We start from the raw sequence: 23735 nt of genomic DNA on the forward strand, positions 1-23735 counted from the left end.
AGGAAGCGGTGCGGAAAAACGACCAGTGCCGGTAGCCGACGAAAAAGGGCTTTGAGCTATTCACGGCGACGAGCGACTGTTCGATGACGATCACTCGGGCAAAAAAAGCCGACGCAGAAACTGCGCCGGCTCAAATATGGAGGTCATTGACTGGTAAGCGTCGAGGCTGACGTCTTTCTAGTTGAATTTGTAGGAGATCTTCGCTGTCACCGTGTGGAAGTCGAAATCGTCGTCCACCACGAAATCCGTCGATCCGCCGACACCGCCGCCGAAGGGGCCTCCGGACAGACGCGTGGAGCCAGAACCGCCGAGATTGACGTATTGATACTCGGCGCCGAAGGACATGTTTTCGGTGAACATCACCTCCATGCCGGCGCCGACCGTGTAGCCGAAGTCATCCTCGTCGTCGTTGACGATCGGGGCCGGGTTGGCGCCGCGCGCGGCTGGCGAATTGGTCGAGAAGGAATAATCGACCTCGCCATAGGCAAGACCGCCCGTGACATAGCCAAGCGTCGTCGGCGTTACGAGATAACCGGCGCGGGCGCGCACGGTGCCGAGATAGTCCAGCGAACGGTTCGTGCGATAAAAGGCCGGTGTCGAGGAATCGGCATTCGAGGAGCGGCTCACGTCGACCGCGTTGATATCGGCGACGACACCCAGCACGACATTGTCGATCTGATAATCGTAACCGATATGCGCGCCGCCGATGAAGCTCGAATCGAAGTTGGAATCGAAGTTCGAACCGAACGCGCCCTGGATCACTGAACCGGCGAAGGGAAAGCCATTCGGGCGGAGCGCGACATCGTCTGGATCGTCCGGATTGAAGGCGCCGCCACCCTGAACGCCGAGATAAAGCCCGGTCCAGCCGGATGAAACCGGGGCGACGTCCATCATCGGCGCGGGCTCCATGACCGGCGCGTCATAGAGGTCGGCAGCTTGCGCGAGCGACAGGCTCGACACGAGGCAGGTCGTCGTCAGAAGCGAGAAGGTTGCGAAGCGCATCATGTCCTCCAGGTTGGGATGGACTAGTGATGCTCTGTAAGACGAATAATTCCTATGACTTAACTGCAACAGTATAAAGCAATAGCCTTTTCACCATCACGTTATCTTTATTTAACGATCACGCCGAATTTACTGCGGAGGCCATTGATGCTTTGCGTCGATCTCTATGCGCGCAAAAGAGCATTCTGCGAATTTGCTCAGCGAGCGTCCGCCAGTCCGTTTGATCAATTGCCGACTGTCGGTTCCGCTCCGTCCTTGGTGCCGATCTGGGGCGGGCCCTGATCGATCGCATCGTCAGAGATCAGTCCGTCGATCACGATCGCCGCGACGATCAAGACGAGGATGACGACAAGCAGCGTATAGACACGTTCGCGCGGCCGTTCCGGCCCCCCGCCATTCACGCTCATCGAAAGCCTCCCCACGCAAGGATGTCCCTTAGCAGACGAAATAAAGACGCATCGCCCAACCGCGACGCCCAATCTCGATGAAGTGATCGCGTCCCGCCTATTTCTCCCCAAATGAGCGTTTGTCTCTCGAATGAGGGTGCATGAACGGGTAGGCGATATCGGAAAGACTGTCGCGATCCTCAGCGCTCGCCAGGAACCTACCGCCTATTCGGGTCGCTATTTCCCGGAGACCCGAATTGTTACGCGGGTCATCGAAAGCGTTACACAAAGGGGGAATGGTGGGCGCGCAGGGACTCGAACCCTGGACCTACAGATTAAAAGTGGCGTCGAAGAGAACAAACGCGAACGCTTTGAAACGCGAATGATGCCGCAAAGCCTTGCGAAATATGGATTTATATGTTCGACGTTGTTCGCTTCGGTTTCTTCGAGTTTTGCAGATTTGGAACCCCCTCGGAACCCCGGCGCCAAAATTTGAAAATTTGTCGGTAGGTCGAGATGCCACGGAAGAATCTGACGAGCCGGTTCGTCGAAAGCGTCACTGTCGAGACCCGCACCGATTTTTGGGACGACGTGGTCAAGGGTCTGGTGCTCCGCGTCTCGCCCACGGGCGTGAAGTCTTGGACAGTGGTCTACACGCGCGAGAGTGACGGCGAGAAGCGACGCGTCACCCTCGGTAAGTTTCCAGCGCTCACTCTCGAGAAGGCGCGACGGAAGGCACTCGATGCGGTCGCGGCCGTGTCTGATGGTCACGACCCCGCCGGCGACAAGCGGGCCCGTCGCGAGGCGATGACAGTCAACGATCTCGCCGACCTCTACATCGAACGATACGCGAAGCGGAATAAGCGGAGCTGGAAGGAGGACGAGCGAACCTTGCGGGTCGACGTCCGGCCGACGATCGGCGGCATGAAGGCGATGGCGGTCAAACGTCGAGACATTATCGATATTATCGATCGCAAGGTGGAGGAGGGGAAGCTCACCCAATCGCGCCATGTTCTGGCGATCGTGCGGAAGATGTTCGCCTGGGCGGTCGACGAGGATTACCTCGAGGTTTCGCCTGCCGTTGGCGTTAAGCCGCGTGCGAAGGCCGCACAGCGCGATAGAGTGCTCTCGGTTGAAGATGTCCGGATGATCCTGAAGGCGCTGCCGGCGGCCGCTGTGAGCCCTGCGATGCGGGATATCATCATGCTCCTCTTCCTGACCGGCCAGCGCTCGGGCGAGGTCTGCGGCATGCGGGCCAGCGAGATCGATCTAGAGCGCGCAGAATGGACGATCCCCGGCGGGCGGACGAAGAACGGGCTCACCCACGTTGTTCCGCTATCGCCGCCAGCGCTCGAAGTCGTCGAGCGCCGGCTCGCCAATGTAGGCGAAGAGCGGGAGGCGTTTCTCTTCTCGCGCACCGGGGCCGCAATCGAGAGCAACGCGGTCGCTCATGCCGTCCGACTGAAGCTCCAGGTCGTCGACGAGCGTTGGACGCCGCATGACATACGGCGGACCGTGGCGACCATGATGGCGGAGATCGGCATTCTCCCGCACGTGATCGAGTCGGTCCTCAATCACATCAGTGGTTTCCGCGCCGGAGTGGCCGGGATCTACAACAGAAACCGCTATGAGCCGGAGAAACGACGCGCGCTGGATCAATGGGCATCGCGGCTCCAAGAGATCGTCGCAAACAAGGCGGCGAAGGTCGTTTCGATCCGCCGCGGCGAGGTGGCGTGATGCGTCGAGGTCATTTCCTATCGCCTGACCGCGAAAGCATTCTGGGAAGTTTGCCGAAAGGCGTGACCCTGACCGCTATCGAGGCTGACGAGTTGGTGAGGCGCACAGAGGTCGCGCTCGCACGGCATGCTGAAGGTTGGATCGACTTCTACGACATCCAGATGCGAAGTATGCAAGACGCGATCGCACACATCGACGATGCGCTTGTCGCTTTGGAGAGAGGGGCGCGCGAGATTTCGGCTCTTGATCCGGCAAGCAAAGCCACTCTCGATTTCGAGCTCGGGCCTGATGAGTTTCCGACGATCGAGAGTTTCGCCAAAGCGTTGGCCGATTGCCACACTCAGGAGCCTCCCGCTTCGTTTGCCGCCCGGTTCAAGCCGCAGATCGGACCGAAAGCCGATCTCTGGTCATGCAGGGAGCGCCTGAGATTGGATCTGGCTCGGGTGATGAAGATCGAGGAGATCGACAGGGCTCAGATAACGCCACTCCTTGAGGCTTCGCGCTGTCACATATCGAACAAGAGCTGCCGGCTGATCGCCGAGCTTTGCGCTGCCTGGTTTGATTGCCTGGGAGAGCTTGGTCTCCCGAGGAAGGATCGAGGACGCGAAAACCCGCTCCTCAGATATCTGACTGTCACTTTGAAAACCGCATTGGACGAAGAGCCTCCCCGATCCGAGGCGCTGATCAATCTCATCGCAAAGAGAGTGCGGCCACTATTGGTTGAGCGTAGCCGGGTGGACCATACGCGGCGAAAATCGGCAACGAAAAGTCCACGGTGACGAGCAAATTCTAATGCATAAAGTCCGTGTCCGAACTCGAACGAAGGAGATCGGACATGCGGAGACTTATCACGCGGCAGGCGTTTCGCGAGCGGCTTGGCGGCTGCGGGCGCACGGCCTTCTGGAAGATGGAAAAGAACGATCCGCGCTTTCCGAGGCCGGTCAAGGTCGGCGACGGCCTGGAGCGGTTTGCGGAAGACGAGGTCGACGCGTTCATTGAGGGTTTGCTTGCTCAGCGTGATGCTGGGAGGGCTGCATGAACACGAACCAAGACCCCGCCTGGGCGCTGGAATTTGACACACCCGACCTCATCGAAGCCGTCACAATCGTGGCGATCCAGCTCTCGTGTTGGGCTCGGCGAATGGAAAAGATCGAGCAGAACATGGATGGGCGAGGCATGCGCCATTTACGCCCGTTCGGCGCTGATCGGTATATTGAAGTCGCTGGCCCCCTGCCGATGCCAAAGGTCGCATTTGCAGGAAGAGTGCAGGACATGCGTTGCGTTGCCGCCCTCGCGGTCGGCATCAGACGACCCGCCGGGCCACTTCTCCGGATTGCGTTCGATCTCTGTAATGTCGGCGGGGACGAGCACGATGGCACGATCGGCGACATAGCAGAATTTCTGGTCGCCTGGATCGATGGGCACCTCGAAGAGCACTTCGCTGGGGAAAGCGCCGTTTCCGCCCGCGTCTATGACGCTCCCGAGCCGTTCGCTCCCCCTGAAAATCCGTACGACTACGGCCGCGCCGTCGCCGACCGCGTTCCCGACCCGGTCGATACGATCGACTCCGACCCATTCGACCTGGAGCGGCGGCTTCGCAAGGCGGTCCAGGTCATGACGGAGGGCTTGAGCAAAGAATTACGCGAGAGCGTCGAAGATGGTGCCGTCAGAGGTCTTCAGCACCGAATGCGAGAGCGGGGGGTGCTGCCATGGTGACCTCCGCCATCGACGAGGCGGCGGAAGCTGTCGGAGGGCAAGGCCGTGCCGTCTGACAGCTTCGAGGCTCGCCGCAGTCGTTGGCTCGAACAGGTCGCGGGCGATAACGCTCTTGCTCCCATCGCCGCGCGGATCGCGATCTTCATTTCCAAGTACATGAACCGGCATGAGGGCTGCACGTGGGTCGGGGTGGACCGGCTCGCGTCTGACGCGAAGACGACAGATCGGACGGTCCAGCGCGTGATGCGGCAGCTCGAAGAAAGAGGCCACCTCGAAACCGAAGCGCGGGGAGGTCGGAAACAGACGAACCGCTATCGGTGGATCATCAAGCCAAAGACAGAAAAGGGTGACACCGCTGTCACCCTTTCGGACGGTCAAAACGGTGACACCCGTGTCACCCTTTCTGAGGAAAAGGGTGACAGCCAGCGTCGAAAAAGGGTGACAGCTCCGTCGCAGAAGGGTGACGGCTGTGTCACCCGAACTTCTGAAGAACCTCCGATAGGAACCTCTGATGCGGGGCGGGCCCCATCGGGCCCCGCCCCTCACGCATCTTCTGAGACGTTCGTTCCCTACGATCATAGTGCAGACGTTGAGGCTGGATCTCGTGCTCCTCCTCCACGCGTCGAGACCGTGTCCGACTCCGGCCCTGAAAGGCCGGGTCGGCCCGAACGAAGGGATCTCTTTCCCGATGAGGAAACCGCGACGGAGTTCGAAGAGATCTACCGACGACGCGAATGGGATGAGAGCTTTGCCAAAGCAGCGGGCCTCTACCTCGAAGCGCGTCGCGACCTCTCTCACGAGGTCATTCTCGACAGCATCGACTCCAATCAGTTTCCAGACATTCGCGATCTCGAAACACTCCTGACCTGTGCAAAATGGTGCGCAAGCGATGACAGCGACGATCAAGATTTTTACTCCGCGTAGATGCCGAGGATGGCTCGACGCGATGGTCGAGAAGTGGGCGTCTCTTCGGACGGCGGGCGAGAGGCGCGCCTATCTGAAAATGCGAGCCCGTACCTACGAAAATCGCCTGCGCCGTGTCGGCTTTTCCGAGGATGAAATCGCGGACGCTATCGATGAGCTTCGCGATGGCGTGAGGGTGGCGATGGAGAAGCGCCGACAACGGCTCGTGTGTGAGTTCCGCGAAGAGAAGCGGGCGGCAGCGGCCGTGATCCCTGTGGACTTTGGCCGATGGCAACGACTGGCCGAACGGCGCAAGGCGAAAGAGGATGTGAGCGATGCGACCGGGTGAGGTCGCCGGGCGTGCAGCCGTCGCGGTGATGGTTCGGGCGTACCGCCTGCCCACCCCCACGGTTGGGTCCTTTCTGGCCCTCGGCGGCCGACCGCGGGGCGGGCGCAGCGCAGTATTCGCGAGTTTTTCGAGTTTCCGAGTTCACACTTCGTCTTCGCCAGGAGGCAATCATGACCAAACCCAAAGCCAAGATCCCCGCCGAGGTGCCGGCGGCCGAGATGGCGCGCTTTCTCCAGATCTCTGTGCGGCAGCTCCAGGCCCTTTCGAGGCGGGGCACCCTGCCGAAAACGTCGCGCGATTCCTATCCGATGAAAGCGACAGCGGACGCGTTCTACAACCACCAGCTCGCGGAGATCCGTCGTCGGGCAGGATCGACATCGGCGGACGCCCTTCGCGAGCAACGCGCCGCCGAAATCGCGGCGCGCATGAGGAAAGAGGATCGCGAGATCATCATGCTCGACGAGGCAATCGAGACCTTCGACGACATCCGCGATGCGATGTCGGACACGATTGACCGCCTCGACGAGAGGATCCCGAAAGGCGGTGCCAAGATCGGAGAAGCAAAGGCCGAATTCGAAGAGCGCGCGGCCCGGCTCCGGCTCCGCCTGGAGACCGGGCAGGCCGAGCCGGACACTTTCGACGATGGAGAAGAGGACCGATGAAACTCACCTTTTCAGCCAACACGAAGAACCTGAAGGCATTCGCAAAGCTCTCCGGGCGCCTGGCCGATGGTGCCTGGAAACGGGAGGCGCACAAGGGCGTCATCGACGCCGGCCGCCGGGTAAAGACACAGGTGCAGCGCGAGACCTTCAAGCAGGCCGCCTATCGCCCCGGCAGCTACACGAAGAACGTCGCGAGCGAGACGCGCCAACGGAACGACGAGGCGTCGCTCTCGACCGCGATCTTCGGCGTCAAAGGCGGTCTGAAAATCGATGAGTATCGAGGCCTGAAAGTGCTTCGAGGCTCGAAGACGCTCACCTCCGGCACCATCCGGTCAGGCGTCTGGCAGAATCCCCGCGTGTTCGACCGGTCCTTCGCGACGCCCTCTGGATATTTCGCGACTCTTCCCAGCGGGGGGCAGAGCACGACCGCACCAATGGCCTTCTGGACGTTCGGCAACAAGCCGAACCAGCCGCGCGATGCGGGCGGCCGGTTCGGCTCAACGGGCAAAACGTATGGGCCAGTCCGCCGGCTCGCAGGGCCTTCGCTCCGCAAAGAGCTTGTGCAAGGCGAATCGGCTCGGGTTTTCCACAGAGAAGCGCCAGTTCAGCTTTCTGAAAAAGTCAATAAGCGTCTAGAAAAGATCATGAGGTTCTAACAGGAGCGTGTGTGGTGGCCGAAAAAAGCGCCGAATTGATCTTGAGGTTGATCGACCAGGTTACCAGCCCGGCGAAAGCCATCAAAGGCGAGCTCCACGATCTCGATCGGCTCGCGTCCGGATTCCGACGCGGCGGAGGCGTTCAACTCATGACAGCGCCGCAGGCGCGCGGGCTGCGCGCCTTCTCTGCCGGCCAGGCGGCGGCGGGGGCGCAAACCCGTCAAGTCGCCGCGTCGCTCGCCGCGCAAGAGAGGGCGGCAGCTTCCGCTAGCGCCGGCATGCTCGCCTATGCGCGCGGCATGGCGCCGATCGCCATCCCGGCCGCCGCCGCCCTCGGCGTGAAGTCGGCGATCACACAGGCAGCCGACTTCGAGTCCGCGCTCACCAAGATCCAGCAGAAAGCAGGCCTGTCTGACGAAGCGACCGCGAAGCTCGGTGAGGAGATCAAGGCGCTCGCCGTCTCCGGTGACGTAGCCGTCGGCATCGATGAGATCGCGGCCGCCTATGAGCGCGCCGCCGCTGCTGGCGTGAAGATCGAGAACTTGAAGGCGGCGGCCACGCTCTCGGTGAAGGGCGCCGATGCCTTCGGTATGGCGGCGGAAGAGGTCGGAAATTTCGTCGCGAAACTTCAGACCGCCCTCGGCATGACGGAGCAACAAGTTCGCCAGACGCTGGACCTGACGAACGCCCTCGCCGACGCCGGCATCGCCGACGAGAAAGACCTCGTCAACTTCATGGATAGAACCGGCGCGACGCTCAAAACCCTGGGCATGACGAAGGAGGAGACGCTCGCTCTCGGGGCGACCCTCCTGAACATCGGCATGCCGGCGGAAGTGGCATCCACCGGCATGGGCGCGCTGGCCGGGAAACTCCTCACCGTTGGCGAGCTGACCGGGAAGAACCGCACCGCTTTCGAAAAGGTCATGGGACCAGTCGGCGACTTCGCCGAGCTGGTCGACAAGGACGCGAACAGCGCCCTCATGAAGATGCTGGACACGCTCCAGACCCTCGACAAGAGCGATCGCGCAGCCTTCCTGAAAGCGTTTGTCGGGCAAGAATGGGCCGATGAAATGATCCGCCTGGTCGAGGCGACCGGCGAGCTCAGGCGCAATCTGGGGCTCGCTCGAAATGAAGCCTCATGGCTCGACAGCCTGGATCGGACTTACAAGCTCAAGCTCGATGACTTTTGGTCTCAATGGCAAGTCATGAAGAACGCGCTTGCCGAGCTCGCGATCGATGCCGGCACAATGGGGCTTCCGGCCGCACAGGCGGCGCTCCGAGGCGTGCGCACGCTGATTGATGAGATCGGCAAGGGCCTCGACGCCTTCGAGCTGAGGCTCGACGTGAAGGGGCTTGCGGAAGCGAAGCAAGCGGTGACCGACCTCATGGGCGCGATCACGGGCTTGCTCGGCATGGGCGGCGAAGGCACGATCCTCGAACAGACGTTCACCCGGCTGGCCGATCTCATCAACACCGTCTCCAGCACGATCGAGACGGCTCAGGAGGTTCTGCAAGCCCTCGGCATGGTTGAGGACAAGACGCCGGAGAAGGGCGTCGGAGACGCGGTCAACAAGACCATCGACGGCCTGGCGGGCGTGTCGCCCGCCGGCAAGGCGCTCGCTGGCGTTCGCGACGTGGTCACCGGTCGACGGACTGAGGAAGAAGACCAGACAATTCGCGATGATACCGCCCGTCGTCGTGAGCGGATGGCCGCCGTTGGAGGCCAATCGGTCGAAGATCTGGATCGAGCGCGGAGAGAGCATTGGCAGCGGCGGAACGCCCGGCTCGGCGAGAACGCGGTCGTTCCGATGGCGGGGACGATGAAGCTTCCGAAGCTCGAGCTTCCGACCTCTGCCCCCGCCGACCTTGTGAAGTCCATACCAGTCCCCCGGTCGCGGCCAGCGAAGCCAGTCGCGGCGGCTGTGCCGGCGCCGACGCCAATCGAAGTGCCGATGGTGCCCAAGATCGACGAGGCGGCGGCAGCGGCGGCAGCGGCGGCGATCGGCCAGGCGCTCTCGACGATGAGCACGAAGGCGTCAGAAGCCGCCACGATGATGAAAGGCCTACTCGGCTTTGCCACAGGCCCGACGGTCGACACCACGTCCATCGACGCCGCCACCGGCAAGGCGACGGTCGCCGGGCCGGCGATGAAGGCGGCGCTGGACGTGGCCGCCACAGTGCAGGTGAACAGCGGCCAGATCGACAACGCTCTCGGCAAGGCGAACGCTCTCCGCCAGGCTCTCGCCGGTCTCGGCGCGGCTACGGGCGGGCTTCGATCGGGTGGAGCGGGGAAGCCGAGCTCTGCCGGCTCGGCGATCGGCGCCATGGTGCCGCCCGTCGATGGGGCGAGAGCGAGCGGCGGGCCGGTCCGGCCCGGCAATTGGTTAGTAGGCGAGAAAGGACCGGAGATCCTGCAACTCTTTGGTCGTGGATATGTCCACAACGCAAAGGACTCCCGCGCCATCCTCCAAAGTCCGAAGTACCACGACCCAATGACCGCCTTCATGCGCGAACCGCACGACGGGGCATCCTCGGGGCGTGGCGGGCCATCGCTGGCGGGGGCGATTGGGAACACGCACAACACCACGAACCACTGGAACCCGACCTTCAACATTCGGTCGACCGATCCAAAGGGCGCGGCCGATGAGGTCAGTCGGGCGCTTTTACGAGCAAATCGGCGATCTCAATCGACCGAATTGAATGGCCGCATAGCCTCGTGGGAGTCCTGAGCGCACCATGCCTATCCCGTTCTTCGAGATCTCCACGCAAGGCGGCATCGTCGTCACAGATCGGACAGCCGGCGGCAATATCGAGCTCACCGTGACGGACGGTGTCGGCGCCAGTACCGACACCGTCCAGTTCCGGATCGATGACAACGAGGGCATCATCGCCCCGCCTCGAACGGGCGAGGTCCTGTCCATCGTCGGCGGTTATCGAGACGGCGCCAAGCGCAACTTCGGGAGCTTCGTCGTCGATGAGGTCACTCTCGACGGCTACCCGCAGACGATCGACGTCCAATGCCAGTCGCTGGCCGCGAAGGAGATGGGCAAACAGCGGGAGCCCAAGGCGTACAAGCCGCCGGAATACCAGACCTATGGCGACGTGTTCCGCGAGATCGCCGGCAAGATCGGGCTCACGCCCGCCATCTCGCCCGCTCTGGCCGAGGTCCCGCTCCGGTACGAAATGCAGGCCGAGGAGAAGGCGGCCGAGTTCCTGACCCGCATCTTCGCCAAGCTCGGCGGCGCGATCTCGGTGAAGGACCAGCACCTCATCGCGTCGGAGAAGGGGAAGGGAACATCCGCGACCGGCATCGTCCTCCCGCCGATCTACGTGGCGAGCGGCAAGAACCTGATGAGCTACAGCGTCTCCGTCCGCGACAAGCCGCGGCACGGCACCGTCGAGGCGACTTTCTTCGACCGCGATGACGCTGAACGGAAATCCGTCGAGATCGAGACCGGCGATGACGGCCCGACCTTTCTGATCCGATCGCCGTTCCCCGGCGAGGACGAAGCCAAACGGGCGGCGCAGGCGAAAGTCGGCGATCTCCGCCGGGCGACCGGCAGCGCGAATTTCGTCATCGATGGAGATCCTGATGCTCGCGCCGAGGCGGAACTTTACGCTTACGGGATTCGGTCGTTGGTCGACGGCGTCTGGCGGGCAACGAACGTCGTCCACTCATGGTCCGGGTCGTCCGCCTACACCACGGCAATCTCGTGCGAGCTGCCGACGTCGGCACAGGGCGCGAACGGCCCGTCGGCGGGCGGGGCGGAAAGGGTGCCGATCCCAACGCCGAGGCCAGCGGCATAAGGTGACTGGCAATCACGTTCCACTGTCCGAAAATCGGATATTGCTTCAGGTCCCCCATAAAGTGGGGACCCTACCGACCGGCTGACGATTCAGCCCGTTGGCCGGGGTACGCACAATCTGCGTACCCTCCCCACTCTCCGCGAAGGCAAGGGGGTCCATGTTGTGGACCCCCATGGGTGTTCACATTCTGAACACCCCTCGATCGGAGTAGCCGGTTCTCGTGAAATCGGGTGCATTTCCGACGTAACCCCCTGGAAGGACTGCGCAAATCGGAGTGGCCGGTTTTGGCGATCGGGTTCCCGGTTTCGAGCCGTTTCAGGCGTTTTCATCCGTAACCGTCTGGCAGATATGGGCGGATCGGCTTCCGACTTCAACGCCCCCGTTGGGGGGTTGGGTGTTCCCCCATCGGGGGATTACCTCTTCCGCCGTCGGATCATGCTGAGCGCAAAATTGCGCCGACGTTCACTCGCCTGAAATCTCAGGGCAGCACCAGGCGGTACGCTCTCACTAGCTCGCAAGTCTCGCTGATGCCGTAAAATCGTAGACCGTCCTGCCGCTTTCGTCCGCTACCTGGACGCCCCAAACACCGCTCTCGACGACACGCTCGGCGTGGCACTGGAGCTCACCCGCAGCAAGAAGAACAGCCTCGCGCTGTGCGATCTCAACCGAGGGAAGATCGGTGCCTTCATTATCCGCCGACCGGCCGAGAGCATCGGTTACATGAAAGAAAAAGCGTGGCATTGCCGTCTCCAAATTCGATGAATGGCTGCGCAGAAAGACACCGTACACACAATATGTCACGGAAAGAGAGGGGAGACGGCACCACTTTAAGGCTGAGGCTTGTCATTCGCGAGCTGCGCTAGTGGTGCAAGTTCGCTTTGCGAGAGGACGCACTGGTGCGTTGTTCTGTGAGCGGCCGCGCCTTTGGCGAGAAATAATCTGTGTTCACAAAACTATGCGTATTGGAGGGTGGTCATCGCAGACGCCGAACTCTGTCATTCAAGATCGCTTCCAGGCGTTGCGTTGAATGCCGTAGTTTCTCCGCATCGTCTGGATAACCGTCCAGCAGATATGTCTCGAATTCGGTCCAGACCGTTTGAACTTCGTTCCGGGCGGCTTTCCCCGTGTCGGTCAAACGCACAGTGGTGAGTCGCTGATCAGTCTTGTGTTCACCTCGTAGAATTAGACCACGATCCGCAAAACGTTCGATCGATTTCGAAACTGTCGATGGTCTTACTCCGAGACGATCCGCCAACCGCGACACGGTAATTGGCTGACCTTCTGGATCCAGCTCCATTAGGAGGTGATCTTGTCCAGAGCGTAAGCCTAATTCTTGCAATCGAAGATCAAGCAGAAATCTCCCGCTCTTGATAATTCGGATCAAGCAAGGAACGAATTTGTTGTCTGTCATGCGACTTTTACCGGAACGCCTCGCGCACGGGCGGCTTCGATGATTTTCCGTTCGACATCAGAAGTGGATAGTTCATCATTGCTTGGAATGCGCCGGGTTACGGCTCGTGCCGCTTCGCTTGCCGTGAGGTCGAGCCTTCGTTCCAACGTAGGCTCGATTTCGGCCTCGATTTCCTCGGCAAGTCTCTTTTCCACTCTGCCTTTCCGTCACCGCATAACGGTTCGTTTAGAAGAGCCGGCGGGACGTCCGCCACTCTCCTCACATTGCCGGAAGCGCGCGCAAGCGTCCAGCCCCGCCCGTCTCCGCATAGCAGTTCGCCCCTGAAGGCCCGCCGGACGTCTGCGGTAAAGCGGATGATACGCCAGCTTCGGACAAGCGCAAGCGGTCGCCCCGGAGAGGGGGCGGCTTGCAATCCAAACCATGTTCGAAGATTGTGCTCTGTGGAGCGTGGAACCTCCCGACACGGAGCCCGCCAAGGCTTTGCGTGTCAGTCACAGAGCGCAGAAACGATCTCGCCAAAGATCCGTCCTGCGAAAAGAACGCGGCCGATCTAATCGTCGGTGCGCGAACACCGGCACTATGTCGGGAGTCCGGCCGTCATGCAAGAGCCCTCACGGGTAAAAGCGGTCGGGCCATTCTCTGTGATGGTTTCCACACTCCCGGCGCCAGCGCCGTTCGCTGGCGAGGCGCATAGCGCCGCCGGCCGTGGAAAGCCGGTTCGTGCACAGAGAACCATCATGATCAGCAATTCGAATTCCGCTCGCATCCACCGCCGCGCCGTTCTCGCCGCGCTCGCAACGAGCGCGGCCACCGTCACCCTGCCGGCCAGCGCAGGCCAGGTGCCGAGCGAGGTCTCCGCAGAGATCGCCGCGCTCATGACGCGCTTCGTCGACCTCAAGCGCGCCTATGCCGAACTCGACGAAGCCCACGACCTTGCCCACTTCGCCCTGCCTGAATGGGCAGCGGAAGGCGAGATGTTCGTCATCGCCGACGGCTCATTCGTCGGCGCCATGTCACCATATCCGCAGGTGGCGGACTGGACCGCACCCGAGCACAATATGGAGCGCGTCCTCATTCGCCCGTCGCTCGACGACGTGGTGAGCTTCCACAAGAAGGTGGCGGACTTCGCCTGCCGAACGCCAGAGCGGCGGCGCGAGGTGCGCCGCAACGCCTTCGCGGCGATCCGCAAATGGATCGCCCGTCGCCGCGAACAGAAGGCCGAAATGGAAAAGGTCGGCCTGCCGAAGATCATCGCCATGCAGGCCGCGATCGATCGGGAGATCGCATCGGCCGATCGGCTCATCGAGGCGCTTGGACGTGCCGAGCCGGGCAACCTGGACGTCGCAGTGGCGCGCCTCATCGTGACGTTGCATGAGGCGTACATGCTGGACGATCACATTGAGGTCGTCTGCTTCCGCACGCTCAATAGCCTGATGCCTCATCTGCATGAGCCGGTTCGCGAGATCGCGGCGGACGTGGTCCGGCGCTTGGCTCCGGCGGGCGTCTGACCTTCACCAAACCGACGACGAGGGGCCGGCAATCCGCCGGCCCTTTCGTTTCTGTGGATAACTCGCAAAATCATAGAAGTCATTGCGGTACGTCCTGAGACGTAGTGAGACGTGACTGCACACCAATGCACAGTATTGGATATTGCCGGTAATATTCGCTGCCGGTATCGCCTCTTTCTTCAAAAGTATTTTCGATCCACGAATAGCCCGTGCTTTCCAAAACGGGACAAATCAATGCTCTCCCTCCGAGAATATTCAAAAAAGCGCAGTCGCGCCGAACAGACAACGCGTGATTACCTCGCCCGAATGGGCGCCAAAGCGATGTACGTCGACGGTGAGCGAGTGCTGTCGACCGGCGACATGATCCGGATCGAGGCTTCGCTCTATCTCGTGGAATGCGGCCTCGCGGTCTCGACAGCCTGCCGGCTCGTCGAGATGGCCGCCGCCGAGTTCGAAGCCCTCACCGTCAATGAGGAGCACTCTGCCTGGATCGTCTGGCGCCCGGCCGCCGACGAGGTGACGGTCGACGAGCACTGGATCGTCCACACTGCGGATGAAGCGGTGTCGCTCATGTATCAGCACGACGACGCCTTCATCCTCCCGATCCGCCGCATCCTCCGCGCCGCCCTCGATCGGGCCCTCGGCAAGGTGCGCGCCGATGCCTGAGATCGAAATCCCTGCCGTCGATGGGGCCATCATCGACGAGTTCGGGCGAACGTTCGTCGTGGTCGACGGCATGCCGCTCCAGCTCGTCCTGTCGCCCGACGAAATGAGGGCATGGGCGGTGCGCTTGATTGAAACCGCCGATCGCCTTGATGCCCACGCCCTCCGTGTCGCCGATGACGCGATCCAGAAGGCGAGGGTGCATTGATGGCGATCAAGTACGAAAAGTATGACCGGCTCGCCTCTCGCGCGGTGGACAAGCTCTATGGCGAGCCGTCCACCATCCTGCCCATGACCGCCGCAGCGGCCAACGGGCGGGCGGCACGTGATCCCGATCGCGAGCCGCACGAGGCCAAGGGCGTCTTCGATCGCAAGGCGGCCGACGCGGCGGTCCAGTTCGGCAGTCGCGGGCCAGGACGCGGCAACGATCTCAACACCACAGCCAATGGCGTGAAGATGACCTTCAGCGTCGATCGCGCCGAGCTTGTCGACGAAGCCGGCAACGAGGTCCCGGTTCGCGTCGGCGACGTGATCGAGCTCACCGATCGCCCGGGCTCGCCGAAGTATCGGATCGCCCGCGTCCTCCCTGGCAACTCCGTCCGCGTCGATCTCGAATTGGAGGTGATCCATGCCTCATGACCATCTCACACGCCGTCTGCCGGGTGTCAGATCGGCTTCGACCTACAATGAGGACACCGGAACCTTCGAGGCGGTGATCGCGACCGATGCACCGGTCGAGCGATACATGCCGGGCGAAGGCCGGGTGAACGAAGTCCTCGACGTGCGCGGCGCCAATCTCGACCGCGTCGCCGGCGGCATGGCGCTCTTGGACAGCCATCGGGCGGGGACCTTCGCCGATCGCCTCGGCACCGTCGAGACGATCAAACGCCAGAGCAACACGCTCGTGGCGACGATCCGCCTGTTCGACGACGAGCGGGCGGCCCCGGTGCGCTCGGCGCTCCGGGCCGGCCATCGCCTCGGAATCTCCATCGGCTATCGAGTGCGGAAGTACGAAGCCGACGACGCCGATCCCCCGAACTTCAGAGCCACGGCATGGGACCTCCTGGAGGTCTCAGTCGTCAACATCCCGGCCGATGCCGGGGCATCAACCCGAGCATTGGAGAACGAAATGCCTCAGGCAAACGCCACCGGCCGCCGACCGGAAGAGACGACCACGACTGCCGATCCCGACACCGCCGCCCGCAGCGCGATCGAGAACCCGCCCGCGTCGAACCAGACGATCGCGGCCGAAGCGGCGCGCGCCGAGCGCGCCCGTGTCACGACTGTCCAGGCTCTCGGACGCCGGTTCAACATGACCGATGAATTCACCCGCGCCCATGTCGACGCCGGCACGACGGAAGCCGAGTTTCGAAGCGCCATCACAGAGCACATGATCCAAGAGCAAGAGCGGACTGCTTCCTTCCCGCATATCGAGACACGCGGCATGCAGGACGAGACGGTCACCCGCCGATCGCTCGTGACCAACGCGCTTCTTCACCGGACGGGCGTCGTCGACGAGTTGTCGGAAGGCGCCCGCGAATGGCGCGGCATGACCGCGATCGAGATCGCCCGGGCGATGCTGCGAGCCTCCGGCGAGAGCGATCGCGGATCGCCGAATGAAGTCCTCAAGCGGGCGATGCATTCGACCTCGGACTTCACCTTCATCCTGAACCAGGTGACGGAACAGACCCTCCTTTCCGGCTATCAGAGCTATCCGAACACGTTCGACTTGATCGCCACCCGCAACGTCGTCAGCGACTTCCGCGAAATCCGCGTCATCGACGTCGGGTCGGCGCCGAACCTTCTCCCGGTGAACGAGCATGGAGAGTTCAAGCGAGGGACCATCCGGGAATCGCAGGAGAGTTTCCACCTCGCGACCTTCGGTCGGGTGATGGCGCTGACGCGTCAAACCCTGATCAACGATCGCCTCGGCGTTTTCACCCGCGCCGTCCAGGAATGGGGCCGAAAGGCCGCCAAGCTCGAGGGCGACATCGTGTGGGCGCAGGTGATCGAGAACGCGAAGCTCGCGGACGGCAAAGGCCTCTTTCACGCCGACCATGGCAATCTCGGCTCGGCCGCGGCTCTGAGCCTCGCCTCGCTCAAGGCGGCCCGCACGACTTTCCGGAAGCAGAAGGACCTCGACGGCGAGCCGATCAACATCGCGCCGCAGTATCTCTTCGTCGGCTCCGACCTCGAGATCGAGGCGCAGGCGATCGTATCGAGCACGACGACACCGCAGACGATCGACCAAGTCATTCCGGAAGCAATTAGGTCGATCACGCCGGTCTATGAGCACCGCCTGGACGCCCTCGGAACGACCGCCTGGTTCCTCTTCGCCAGCGCGCAACAGACGATGGGGAGAGGCCTCCAGTACGCCTATCTGGCCGGCCAGGAACAGCCGTTCTTCGATGAGCGCGTGGGCTTCGACATCGATGGCATCGAATACAAGCTCCGGCATGATTTCGGAGCCGGGCTCACCGATTACCGGTTCGCCTACAAAAATCCTGGGGCCTAATCCCAGCTCAGAGATCGTCCGGAACCTATGGCTGGGGCACCGGACGAAATGCCCGATCCTCCTCTCGGGCAGGGCCCTCGGTCTCACGACCGAGGGCCTTTTGCGTTACGCCATCAGTGCCAGAACGAATCCGATGAGCGGCAAGGGAATGATGGCGGCGGCCGGGCGCCAAGGCGCGCGAATGCCGGTGTCCCTCTCAAAGCAATGCGCCACCACGGCAGCGGTGATGCCGGCGACTTCAACAGCGATCGTCATGACCAGAAGGAGAGGGGTGTCGCGTGTGGATCGCGGTGAACGCGACATAGGCAAGCACGATCCCAAGGCCTGCCCATGCTGCGGCAAGTGGGCAGTATAGGCCCCGGAAAAGCGCGCTCGCCTCGATTCCGTTTGACAGTCCAGCACGCCGCGCCGCTTCCCGGTGATGAGGCTGAGGGCGATGCCCAAGACCGTACTTGGCGGCGAAGACGAAGAACGCGATCGTGGTTATGAGAAAGCATGCGACGGAGCCGTAGACCATCTGGACGCCCTTTCATCCGAAGGGGCGAAGGATAGCACGGCTTCGTCGGTCTCGATCCATGGAAGAGGCTCTTTCATCCGGCTCGAACAGCAAGCCCCACATCGCCCTTACCTTTCACGTCGGAGATCATGCGCATTTTCCGGAAGTCTACCGCTATCGCGGATTGTCTTTCGCATGACCTTCTGGCTTCCTTAGCAAGCGGAGCCAAGGAGATTCTATGCCAACGATTTATGAACTTGGGCGCAGCATGCGCGATCGGATGCCTTGGACGGTGGGGCGAAAGATTCTCGAGCAGCATGATGTCTCCAGAGGTCGTGGATGGGACAACACACTCGAAAAGCTTGCAGACGAGGATATCGACTTTTCCGGCGTGATCGAGCCGGTCCGGCTCTCTCTGTTCGAACATACGCTGTGCGGCGAAAAGCTCTCGCGGTTCTATCGCGTGGACAGCCGAACCATGTCCGAGTTCCGCGAAGCGGCCTTCGATCTCCGTCCGAATGACAGCATTTTTCGCGACAAATTTCCTATAGTCGTTGATGAAGACGATCTACGAGGCGCACCTCTCGGTCATACTCTGATCGACGTCTCGCAGACAGATACTGGAACTGCGATAATCTTCTCTTCCGTCCGAAGCGTGATGGTTCGGGAAGAGCTCCACCCAGAGGATTTCCCGTTAGGTTCGGCCGCGGCGAAGGGCAACTACGATGAAATTATCGGGATAAAAAACAAACGAGTGCAAGGGTTGGATATCGTTTGGTTGCCTGAGCAGGGAGACATCGCAGAGGTTCGGGTAGACTACCCCCATGGAATGCTTCGGAACGCTGGTGAATATGCGCACGACAAAGTTCGCTCTCATCTCATGGCTGAACTCGGAAGAGACTACCTCGGCGAACCTATAAACCTGTTCCCGCTGATTTCCCGAATGTATCACGATCATGCGGAGGGGTCAGTCGTTGAGCTTGCATTTGGAACAACCACAGCTTCTCTGAAGCATGAGAAAATGCGTCGTGGCTCTATCTCGCTGCGTGATGAGCGCTATCATCGTGGTGGCCTTGCCGCCCTATCTGCGCCGATATCTCCGTTCAAAGTGAGTATTGAGTGGGAGAGAGCGATCGATGAGCGGATGCGTTCGAAGCCAGAACTAAACCTACATTCAAATTCCCGAACCAGTGGGTCGGAACAGCCTGTGCTCCTTGATGCAGTTATTAGGAACTGTATGGGCGTTGAGGATTACGAATTTGTTCGGGGACGTATCTTACAACATTTAGCGTCCGTGATTTCACTCGAATCGGCTGAGGCATGAGCGTTGAGGATATCAAGGTAGAAGTGCGAACCGGCTGGAGCGATGTGCCAGCTGCTGATCTATGCTTGCGCATCATCGACTTTCTCGCAGCCCGTCGCGAGGACGAGCTGCGAATGCTCACGTTTCGAGAGCTCTCCGTCGCCGCCGGGGTTGACGATGTAGATGCTGAGCTCCTCACGGCCGTAGCAATCCTTCGAAATCTCTCCGTGCTCGATGCACGAGCCCTTCTCGTTGACGCTGATGAGATGGAGTATGAAATTGATCCGTCTGATTTGGCGGAGGCCCATCTTACTGGAGAGCTCGTTCACCCTCACACTGGAGAGTTGGTGGAGAACTACGCCGGAAGGCTAGTTCCATTCTTTGTGCCTACGAAGCGCTTCCTGGCAGAGTCGAACAGTGTCTGAACATTACACTCTGCGTGAGATACAGGCGCTCGCCGGTGACTCCGAACCCAATCGTATACGTATTGGACTGATGTTCGCCGAGACGAATGAGCAGCGAGCCAGGCTTGTTGAAGACGCGATAGACCATATCGCTATTGAATTCGGCGAAACACCCCATCACAGGAAAGATCGAGACGAAGACGGCATTACGATCGATGTTGTAAGTAGCTTAAAAATGATGGGTTTTCGAGCTACACATGACGAAGATATTGGTGGACATTGTGATATCGTTGTGCGCGACCGCGACAACTTCTTATGGGCCGCTGAAGCCAAGATCCACTCGCGTTACGGTTGGCTAGAGAAGGGCACCAAGCAAATCATCGATCGGTATTCGACTGGTGTGCCCGGCCAGGATGCTGGCGGACTAGTGGTATACGTAAAGGTCGCCAACACCAAGGCGGTCATGGAGACGTGGCGGAAGCATTTTGTGGAAGCCTTTCCCCACGCGTCTACCGTTCAATGTGAACGAAATCCGCTCGCTCTGGTCTCGACATTCACCCACCCGCGATCAGGTCTGCCTTTTCGGCTTCGGCACGTCCCCATTTCCTTCTATCATCACCCAACTGATAGCCTCTGATCAGTGCGTGAGCCTATCGTCTGATTCCCGTTCAGCGGTCTCGGCGTGAACACCCTATCGGGCAGCATGCCGCCGTCGACGAACTCGCCGCTCTCAGCTGCGCGGACGAGCCGCAGCTCGTCGAGCGCAGCCTGGCGCTCGGCGAGCGTCATCGAGGCACGCGGCGGGTAGGGCGCTTTCTGGCAGAGCGATAAGGCGCTCTTCCGCGTGCGTCCGAGAAAGAGCGCGATGTCGCCGGCCGATAGGCCATGCATCCACAAAACAAGGGCAACGAATCGATCGCGATCGGACGGGCGGGAGGAGGTGGAGGCCATGGCGCATGATAGCGCAGAACTCGTCAACTGGAACCCTATCGGAACCCTGCGGGCCTTTTGCCTCTGAAGATCAGTAGGTCGCGAGTTGCAAGCCGCTGATCTTGTTGGGGGAATTTGGTGGGCGCGCAGGGACTCGAACCCTGGACCTACAGATTAAAAGTCCGTTGCTCTACCAACTGAGCTACGCGCCCGAAGCGGCTCTCGCCGCCGACAGGCGGGAGGTATAGGAACCCTGTAGCAAGGTCAACGCCGGAAAGAGTGCCTGGGGCAAAGCCCCACAGGATCGGATGATGGTTCGGGGTCATCCTCACCCCGCCGCCCAGCGAATGGAAGTCAACCCGTATCCATCGCCTTGCGGATCGCATTCCTATCCGACGAATTACCGCCGGCATCGAACAACTCGGTCGCACGATTGTTCAGCATCGCCGAAACACCCGGAACCGAGTCGCATTTGTCTTCGTAAGCTGCGCCGAAGGCCTTGGACTTTTTATAAGTCCAAATCTCTCGTTCAGGTCGCTCCGCCGAACACATCAACAACCGCGTCCTGACGAGCGCGGCGGGTCGTCTCGTCGGCGGTAAACGCCGAGACGACCCGTAGAAACGTCTCGGCATCATTCTTCTGACCCACCGCGGATGTTGCGGTCGGCCATCCACCGTCATCGGTTGCTTTCGTATAAATCGCTGACGCTGAGCATCACACCTTCGACGCGTTGGAAAATAGCGGCCGGTCCCGTGGATCGGAAAAGCGGCCGCCCAGAACAGATCGCCTCGAGACGCACCAGTGAGGGTGAGCAGAGCGATGACAATTGCGCTGGAAGGCTTCGATGTCCGCTGGCTCTCGCGTGATTTGCGGGCGCGGGTTCGGCGCGCTAGAGAGGCCTCGTCCTGGTCGATCAGGTCGAGACCGTGTTTCCGGCCTTAGCCTCATCGCCAGGGCGGCCGCGCGATAAAAGGTCGGTGCGCTCAAGTCATGGGCACGATCATTTGCGAAGCCTCAACACCGATAAGCTGCGGGAGCCCACCATCCGTGCTGACGGAATTGTCCTATCCGACGGCGGTCCTTGCCGGTGCCCTGTCTTTCCTGTCGCCCTGCGTCCTGCCGCTGGTTCCGCCCTATCTGTGCTACATGGCCGGTGTCTCGGCGGATGAGCTTCGCAGCGGGCCGGCGGTCGCCTCCACAGGTTATGCACGCCTGTTGGTGAGCGCCTTTTGCTTCGTTCTCGGCTTCTCCACCGTCTTCGTGGCGCTTGGGGCGGGGGCGAGTTCGATCGGGCAGCTCTTGCGCCAGAATCTCGATTGGCTCGGCATCGTCGCCGGCATCGCGATCATCGTGATGGGGCTGAATTTCCTCGGTGTCTTCCGTCTCGCCTTCCTGTCGCGGGAAGTGCGCATGACCGCGCCCGACAAGCCGAAGAGCCTGATCGGCGCCTATCTGATGGGGCTCGCCTTCGCCTTCGGATGGACGCCTTGTATCGGCCCGGTGCTCGGCGCGATTCTCGGTCTTGCCGGTGCCCATGACACGGTGGGCGAGGGCGCCCTGATGCTGGGTTTTTATTCGGCGGGGCTCGGAATTCCGTTCATCATTGCGGCGGCCTTTTCCAGCGCTTTCCTTCGTTGGCTCGGCGGTTTTCGTCGCCATCTTGCGACCGTCGAGAAGGCCATGGGCGGTCTCCTCGTGGTCACCGGGGTCCTCTTTCTGACGGGCGGCATGCAGACCTTTTCCTTCTGGCTGCTCGAAACCTTCCCGGCGTTGCAGACCATCGGTTGACGAGCACCGAACCTGATTTTCACCAGACCACAAGGCTTGGGGCCTTAAGCTCCGCGCCGACGGTCACCACATGCATGGAGCGGACCCCGCAATGGCGCGAAGCTGTCTTTCGATCATTCTCGCCGCCGGAGAAGGCACAAGAATGCGCTCCAAGCGCTCCAAGGTGCTGCATGAAGTCGGGCGCCTGCCTCTCGTGCGTCATGTGGGCCGTGCAGCGCTTCAGGCCGGCGCGGATCGTCTGGCGCTGATTGTCGGCCGAGATGGAGACGAGGTGGCTGCGGCTGTCCGGCGCGACAGCGAAACCGTTGCCGTCTTCGAACAGCGCGAACGGCTCGGCACCGGCCATGCGGTCCTTGCGGCCCGCGAGGCGATCGAACAGGGCTTCGACGATATCGTCGTCCTTTTCGGCGACACGCCGCTTCTGACCGCGAACACGATCGAGCGCGCGCGGGCCGAATTGTCCAAAGGCGCCGATGTCTGCGTCATCGGCTTTCGACCCGCCGATCCGACCGGCTATGGCCGGCTGGTCGAGACCGATGGCGAACTCGTCGCCATCCGCGAGGAGAAGGATGCAAGCGAGAGCGAACGGCTGATCGGCTTCTGCAATGCCGGCATCATGGCCTTTGCCGGCCGCGATGCCCTCGACCTGTTGAATGCGATCGGCAACGAGAACGCCAAGGGCGAATATTATCTGACCGACATCGTCGAGATTGCGCGGGGGAGAGGCCGCCGCGTCGTCGCGATCGAGGCGCCCGTCGCCGAGACGATCGGCGTCAACAATCGCTCCGAACTCGCCGAGGTCGAAGCTCTGTGGCAGGCCTTCGCGCGCGAGCGGATGATGATTTCGGGCGTCACTCTGATCGATCCGGGCACGGTCTTCTTCGCCTATGACACCGAGCTTGGCGAGGACGTCACCGTCGAGCCGAATGTCTGGTTTGGACCCGGTGTCAGCGTGGGCGAGGGCGCCGTGATCCACGCCTTCTGCCATCTGGAAGGCGCGCGGATCGGGCCGGACGCCTCGATCGGGCCGTTCGCCCGGCTCCGTCCCGGAACGGACCTTGCCGAAACCGCCAAGGTGGGCAACTTCTGCGAGGTCAAGAACGCCAGCGTCGCGCGCGGCGCCAAGATCAACCATCTCAGCTATATCGGCGATGCGAACGTCGGTGCCGAGGCCAATATCGGCGCTGGAACCATCACCTGCAATTACGACGGCGCGCTGAAGCATCTCACGGAAATTGGCGAAAAGGCCTTCATTGGCTCGAACTCGGCCCTCGTCGCACCCGTTCGGATCGGCCGTGAAGCCTATGTGGGCTCGGGCAGCGTGGTCACCGAGGACGTGCCCGACGAGGCGCTCGCCCTCGCGCGGGGCCGGCAGGTCAACAAGGACGGCCGCGGCAAGGCGATTGCCGAGAAAAACCGCGCGGCCAAGGCGGCCAAGAAGGCAACCAAGTCAGATCGCTGACGCGTCAGGCTCGAGCCTCGGCGAACAGTAAGGTTC

Annotated in this window: 26 protein-coding genes and 1 tRNA gene; 20 read left to right on the plus strand and 7 right to left on the minus strand. The window is 61.5% G+C overall.

Annotation, left to right across the window (positions count from 1 at the left end):
* Positions 1-177: 177 nt before the first annotated feature.
* Positions 178-1005, minus strand: coding sequence for an outer membrane protein (locus tag B9A15_RS04975; protein WP_244556800.1), 828 nt, complete (start codon positions 1003-1005; stop codon positions 178-180).
* Between the two features lie 221 nt (positions 1006-1226).
* Complete coding sequence (locus B9A15_RS04980) at positions 1227-1409, minus strand: hypothetical protein (RefSeq protein ID WP_084408936.1); 183 nt, start codon at positions 1407-1409, stop codon at positions 1227-1229.
* A gap of 495 nt (positions 1410-1904) precedes the next feature.
* Between B9A15_RS04980 and B9A15_RS04985 the strand changes: the two genes are divergently transcribed.
* The 10 genes from B9A15_RS04985 to B9A15_RS05030 all read left to right on the plus strand — a co-directional run bounded on the left by B9A15_RS04985 (position 1905) and on the right by B9A15_RS05030 (position 11218).
* A complete protein-coding gene (locus tag B9A15_RS04985; RefSeq protein WP_084408937.1) occupies positions 1905-3125 on the plus strand; it encodes a tyrosine-type recombinase/integrase in 1221 nt (406 codons plus the stop codon).
* A 62-nt stretch (positions 3126-3187) separates the two neighbouring features.
* Positions 3188-3904: a hypothetical protein gene (locus B9A15_RS04990; protein WP_084408938.1), complete on the plus strand. Its 717-nt coding sequence runs from the start codon at positions 3188-3190 to the stop codon at positions 3902-3904.
* 56 nt (positions 3905-3960) lie between these two features.
* Entirely contained in the window at positions 3961-4164 is a 204-nt protein-coding gene (locus B9A15_RS04995; protein ID WP_084408939.1) for a helix-turn-helix transcriptional regulator, read from the plus strand.
* A complete protein-coding gene (locus B9A15_RS05000; protein WP_084408940.1) occupies positions 4161-4841 on the plus strand; it encodes a hypothetical protein in 681 nt (226 codons plus the stop codon). Before B9A15_RS04995 ends, B9A15_RS05000 begins: the two co-directional genes overlap by 4 nt.
* Before the next feature lie 45 nt (positions 4842-4886).
* Positions 4887-5765, plus strand: coding sequence for a cyclic nucleotide-binding domain-containing protein (locus B9A15_RS05005; protein WP_084408941.1), 879 nt, complete (start codon positions 4887-4889; stop codon positions 5763-5765).
* A gap of 22 nt (positions 5766-5787) precedes the next feature.
* Positions 5788-6093 carry a DUF6074 family protein gene (locus tag B9A15_RS05010; protein ID WP_084408942.1) on the plus strand — a complete coding sequence of 102 codons (306 nt, stop codon included), beginning with the start codon at positions 5788-5790 and terminating at the stop codon, positions 6091-6093.
* 170 nt (positions 6094-6263) lie between these two features.
* Positions 6264-6755 (plus strand): hypothetical protein, encoded by a 492-nt coding sequence (locus tag B9A15_RS05015; RefSeq protein WP_084408943.1) that lies wholly within the window; start codon positions 6264-6266, stop codon positions 6753-6755.
* On the plus strand, positions 6752-7411 hold the full coding sequence (locus B9A15_RS05020; protein ID WP_084408944.1) for a hypothetical protein: 660 nt from the start codon (positions 6752-6754) through the stop codon (positions 7409-7411). The genes B9A15_RS05015 and B9A15_RS05020 overlap by 4 nt, the downstream gene beginning before the upstream one ends.
* Before the next feature lie 14 nt (positions 7412-7425).
* Complete coding sequence (locus tag B9A15_RS05025) at positions 7426-10140, plus strand: phage tail tape measure protein (RefSeq protein ID WP_084408945.1); 2715 nt, start codon at positions 7426-7428, stop codon at positions 10138-10140.
* A 7-nt stretch (positions 10141-10147) separates the two neighbouring features.
* Positions 10148-11218: a phage late control D family protein gene (locus tag B9A15_RS05030; protein WP_084408946.1), complete on the plus strand. Its 1071-nt coding sequence runs from the start codon at positions 10148-10150 to the stop codon at positions 11216-11218.
* A 507-nt stretch (positions 11219-11725) separates the two neighbouring features.
* On the opposite strand, the gene B9A15_RS23770 is transcribed toward B9A15_RS05030, so the two are convergent.
* From B9A15_RS23770 to B9A15_RS22465, 3 genes are all read right to left on the minus strand, one after another.
* Positions 11726-11959, minus strand: coding sequence for a DUF6894 family protein (locus tag B9A15_RS23770; protein ID WP_084408947.1), 234 nt, complete (start codon positions 11957-11959; stop codon positions 11726-11728).
* A gap of 232 nt (positions 11960-12191) precedes the next feature.
* Positions 12192-12629 carry a MarR family winged helix-turn-helix transcriptional regulator gene (locus tag B9A15_RS23775; RefSeq protein WP_084408948.1) on the minus strand — a complete coding sequence of 146 codons (438 nt, stop codon included), beginning with the start codon at positions 12627-12629 and terminating at the stop codon, positions 12192-12194.
* Positions 12626-12823, minus strand: coding sequence for a hypothetical protein (locus tag B9A15_RS22465; protein WP_139798211.1), 198 nt, complete (start codon positions 12821-12823; stop codon positions 12626-12628). The genes B9A15_RS23775 and B9A15_RS22465 overlap by 4 nt, the downstream gene beginning before the upstream one ends.
* Before the next feature lie 543 nt (positions 12824-13366).
* Between B9A15_RS22465 and B9A15_RS05045 the strand changes: the two genes are divergently transcribed.
* The 5 genes from B9A15_RS05045 to B9A15_RS05065 all read left to right on the plus strand — a co-directional run bounded on the left by B9A15_RS05045 (position 13367) and on the right by B9A15_RS05065 (position 17315).
* Positions 13367-14137: a hypothetical protein gene (locus tag B9A15_RS05045; protein ID WP_084408949.1), complete on the plus strand. Its 771-nt coding sequence runs from the start codon at positions 13367-13369 to the stop codon at positions 14135-14137.
* A gap of 321 nt (positions 14138-14458) precedes the next feature.
* Positions 14459-14803: a hypothetical protein gene (locus B9A15_RS05050; protein WP_139798212.1), complete on the plus strand. Its 345-nt coding sequence runs from the start codon at positions 14459-14461 to the stop codon at positions 14801-14803.
* Positions 14796-15008 carry a hypothetical protein gene (locus tag B9A15_RS05055; protein WP_084408951.1) on the plus strand — a complete coding sequence of 71 codons (213 nt, stop codon included), beginning with the start codon at positions 14796-14798 and terminating at the stop codon, positions 15006-15008. Before B9A15_RS05050 ends, B9A15_RS05055 begins: the two co-directional genes overlap by 8 nt.
* Positions 15008-15439, plus strand: a complete 432-nt coding sequence (locus B9A15_RS05060) for a hypothetical protein (protein ID WP_084408952.1) — start codon at positions 15008-15010, stop codon at positions 15437-15439. The genes B9A15_RS05055 and B9A15_RS05060 overlap by 1 nt, the downstream gene beginning before the upstream one ends.
* Complete coding sequence (locus B9A15_RS05065) at positions 15429-17315, plus strand: prohead protease/major capsid protein fusion protein (RefSeq protein ID WP_084408953.1); 1887 nt, start codon at positions 15429-15431, stop codon at positions 17313-17315. The genes B9A15_RS05060 and B9A15_RS05065 overlap by 11 nt, the downstream gene beginning before the upstream one ends.
* A gap of 105 nt (positions 17316-17420) precedes the next feature.
* On the opposite strand, the gene B9A15_RS05070 is transcribed toward B9A15_RS05065, so the two are convergent.
* Positions 17421-17618 carry a hypothetical protein gene (locus B9A15_RS05070; protein ID WP_084408954.1) on the minus strand — a complete coding sequence of 66 codons (198 nt, stop codon included), beginning with the start codon at positions 17616-17618 and terminating at the stop codon, positions 17421-17423.
* Between the two features lie 431 nt (positions 17619-18049).
* On the opposite strand from B9A15_RS05070, the gene B9A15_RS05075 reads away from it, so the two are divergent.
* Genes B9A15_RS05075 through B9A15_RS05085 form a run of 3 tightly spaced genes read left to right on the plus strand, consistent with a single transcriptional unit; the run spans position 18050 to position 20155 of the window.
* Positions 18050-19135, plus strand: a complete 1086-nt coding sequence (locus B9A15_RS05075) for a hypothetical protein (protein WP_084408955.1) — start codon at positions 18050-18052, stop codon at positions 19133-19135.
* The gene (locus B9A15_RS22470; RefSeq protein WP_139798213.1) at positions 19132-19539 is read left to right on the plus strand and encodes a hypothetical protein; all 408 of its coding nucleotides are present in this window, start codon (positions 19132-19134) and stop codon (positions 19537-19539) included. Before B9A15_RS05075 ends, B9A15_RS22470 begins: the two co-directional genes overlap by 4 nt.
* On the plus strand, positions 19532-20155 hold the full coding sequence (locus B9A15_RS05085) for a hypothetical protein (RefSeq protein ID WP_139798214.1): 624 nt from the start codon (positions 19532-19534) through the stop codon (positions 20153-20155). Before B9A15_RS22470 ends, B9A15_RS05085 begins: the two co-directional genes overlap by 8 nt.
* A gap of 429 nt (positions 20156-20584) precedes the next feature.
* Here the strand turns inward: B9A15_RS05085 and B9A15_RS05095 are convergent.
* Positions 20585-20660 (minus strand) — tRNA-Lys (locus tag B9A15_RS05095).
* Between the two features lie 839 nt (positions 20661-21499).
* Between B9A15_RS05095 and B9A15_RS05105 the strand changes: the two genes are divergently transcribed.
* Positions 21500-22237: a cytochrome c biogenesis CcdA family protein gene (locus B9A15_RS05105; protein WP_084409130.1), complete on the plus strand. Its 738-nt coding sequence runs from the start codon at positions 21500-21502 to the stop codon at positions 22235-22237.
* A gap of 91 nt (positions 22238-22328) precedes the next feature.
* Positions 22329-23699 carry a bifunctional UDP-N-acetylglucosamine diphosphorylase/glucosamine-1-phosphate N-acetyltransferase GlmU gene (gene glmU, locus B9A15_RS05110; protein WP_084408960.1) on the plus strand — a complete coding sequence of 457 codons (1371 nt, stop codon included), beginning with the start codon at positions 22329-22331 and terminating at the stop codon, positions 23697-23699.
* The last annotated feature ends 36 nt before the right edge of the window (positions 23700-23735 follow it).

Origin of the sequence: Fulvimarina manganoxydans, from assembly GCF_900176465.1 — a bacterium.
Lineage (GTDB): Bacteria > Pseudomonadota > Alphaproteobacteria > Rhizobiales > Rhizobiaceae > Fulvimarina > Fulvimarina manganoxydans.

Bases quoted from the DNA above. Each gene is read 5' to 3' on its own strand.
- B9A15_RS05030 (WP_084408946.1), top strand. From the start codon at position 10,148: ATGCCTATCCCGTTCTTCGAGATCTCCACGCAAGGCGGCATCGTCGTC.
- B9A15_RS05075 (WP_084408955.1), top strand. From the start codon at position 18,050: ATGCCAACGATTTATGAACTTGGGCGCAGCATGCGCGATCGGATGCCT.
- B9A15_RS04985 (WP_084408937.1), top strand. From the start codon at position 1,905: ATGCCACGGAAGAATCTGACGAGCCGGTTCGTCGAAAGCGTCACTGTC.
- B9A15_RS05000 (WP_084408940.1), top strand. From the start codon at position 4,161: ATGAACACGAACCAAGACCCCGCCTGGGCGCTGGAATTTGACACACCC.
- B9A15_RS22470 (WP_139798213.1), top strand. From the start codon at position 19,132: ATGAGCGTTGAGGATATCAAGGTAGAAGTGCGAACCGGCTGGAGCGAT.
- B9A15_RS23775 (WP_084408948.1), bottom strand. From the start codon at position 12,629: ATGACAGACAACAAATTCGTTCCTTGCTTGATCCGAATTATCAAGAGC.
- B9A15_RS05045 (WP_084408949.1), top strand. From the start codon at position 13,367: ATGATCAGCAATTCGAATTCCGCTCGCATCCACCGCCGCGCCGTTCTC.
- B9A15_RS23770 (WP_084408947.1), bottom strand. From the start codon at position 11,959: ATGCCACGCTTTTTCTTTCATGTAACCGATGCTCTCGGCCGGTCGGCG.
- B9A15_RS05070 (WP_084408954.1), bottom strand. From the start codon at position 17,618: ATGTCGCGTTCACCGCGATCCACACGCGACACCCCTCTCCTTCTGGTC.
- B9A15_RS04980 (WP_084408936.1), bottom strand. From the start codon at position 1,409: ATGAGCGTGAATGGCGGGGGGCCGGAACGGCCGCGCGAACGTGTCTAT.
- glmU (WP_084408960.1), top strand. From the start codon at position 22,329: ATGGCGCGAAGCTGTCTTTCGATCATTCTCGCCGCCGGAGAAGGCACA.
- B9A15_RS05050 (WP_139798212.1), top strand. From the start codon at position 14,459: ATGTACGTCGACGGTGAGCGAGTGCTGTCGACCGGCGACATGATCCGG.
- B9A15_RS04975 (WP_244556800.1), bottom strand. From the start codon at position 1,005: ATGATGCGCTTCGCAACCTTCTCGCTTCTGACGACGACCTGCCTCGTG.
- B9A15_RS05055 (WP_084408951.1), top strand. From the start codon at position 14,796: ATGCCTGAGATCGAAATCCCTGCCGTCGATGGGGCCATCATCGACGAG.
- B9A15_RS05060 (WP_084408952.1), top strand. From the start codon at position 15,008: ATGGCGATCAAGTACGAAAAGTATGACCGGCTCGCCTCTCGCGCGGTG.
- B9A15_RS04995 (WP_084408939.1), top strand. From the start codon at position 3,961: ATGCGGAGACTTATCACGCGGCAGGCGTTTCGCGAGCGGCTTGGCGGC.
- B9A15_RS05015 (WP_084408943.1), top strand. From the start codon at position 6,264: ATGACCAAACCCAAAGCCAAGATCCCCGCCGAGGTGCCGGCGGCCGAG.
- B9A15_RS05065 (WP_084408953.1), top strand. From the start codon at position 15,429: ATGCCTCATGACCATCTCACACGCCGTCTGCCGGGTGTCAGATCGGCT.
- B9A15_RS05010 (WP_084408942.1), top strand. From the start codon at position 5,788: ATGGTCGAGAAGTGGGCGTCTCTTCGGACGGCGGGCGAGAGGCGCGCC.
- B9A15_RS05020 (WP_084408944.1), top strand. From the start codon at position 6,752: ATGAAACTCACCTTTTCAGCCAACACGAAGAACCTGAAGGCATTCGCA.